We start from the raw sequence: 1,155 nt of genomic DNA, 5'->3' as shown, positions 1-1,155 counted from the left end.
AGAATCGTTCCTCGGGGCCATCTTGCTGAATCGTTCGGACGCGCGGATCGGCCCCGTCGAACTCCGGACCGTGGAACGGGCAGCTCAGGTCACTGCCATCCTCGTGTTGCAACACTCGGCGGCAGCAGCAGCGGACCGACGCGCACGTGACGAACTGGTCGCCGACTTGCTGAGCACTGCCCCCGAGCGCAGGCGCGATCTCGAACGTAGGACCCGAAACCTCGGCATCTCACTCGGCGAACTGGACACCGTCCTCGTGGTGTCGGTCGCTCCGGAACTCCGCACCGCCGCGCTCCGCGCAATCGGGCAGTCTCTGCCGGTAGCGGGGTTGGCGGCGCAGCATGCCGGATTGATCGCGGTGGTCTCGCGCTCGGGAAACCCGGCAGCCGCGGCGACGGTCATTCACCGTCAGATCACCGGTTCGGTAGGACCGCACGCAGTAGTCATTGCGCCGGCGACGGCGGAACGCCCCGAAGAGCTCCCGGCGCGCTTCACCTCGGCGCTGCGCACGGCCCGCCTACTCACGGCATTGGGCAAGACCGACGGCGCGGTCACGACGGCGTCATATCTGCCGTACACCGTTCTGTTCGGCGAAAATCCGGAATCACTTCATCAGTTCATCGACGAAGTAATCGGCCCGGTACTCGCGTACGACCGCGACAAGGACACCGATCTCACCGCGACCCTTCGTGCCCTGGTACGCAACGACGGGAGCCCGACCAAGGCTGCCCGCGCACTCAACTATCACCCCAACACCGTCGTTCAGCGTCTCGACCGCATCCGTACGCTCCTCGGTCAATCGTGGCGGGAAGACGAGAACTTTTTCCGGGTGTCCATGGCGACGAGGCTCGACGAACTTCGGGACGTGGGAACCGAAGAGGCCGGAAGCGGCATCACCGACAGCGCCGATGGTGCATGACACTACAATTTCGACCGATCGATGTGTCGTGAGCACGTGGCCTGGCAAGCATCGACCTCCCTACTGTGAAGCGGAGCACAGAACCACTTCAGGAGGACGACCCCCCGTGTCATCAACCAGCAGCCGATCAACCAACAGCCGCATCGCCGATTTCCGGTCCTACGACGTCGCCGCACGGCGCGCCGAGATCGTTCGCCAGACCGACCTGACCGAAGCAGACATCGCGGTCTACGACG

The 1,155-nt window shown here is 64.6% G+C and carries 1 protein-coding gene; it reads left to right on the top strand.

All coding sequences use genetic code 11. The features are described from left to right. Positions 1–919, top strand: a 919-nt coding sequence (locus AC0B9F_RS38325) for a PucR family transcriptional regulator (protein WP_472010455.1), incomplete at its 5' end; no start/stop codon positions are given. Between the last annotated feature and the right edge of the window lie 236 nt (positions 920–1,155).

It is taken from the genome of Streptomyces sp. NPDC097129 (assembly GCF_055668065.1).
This window is presented reverse-complemented; position numbering and strand designations above follow the sequence as displayed.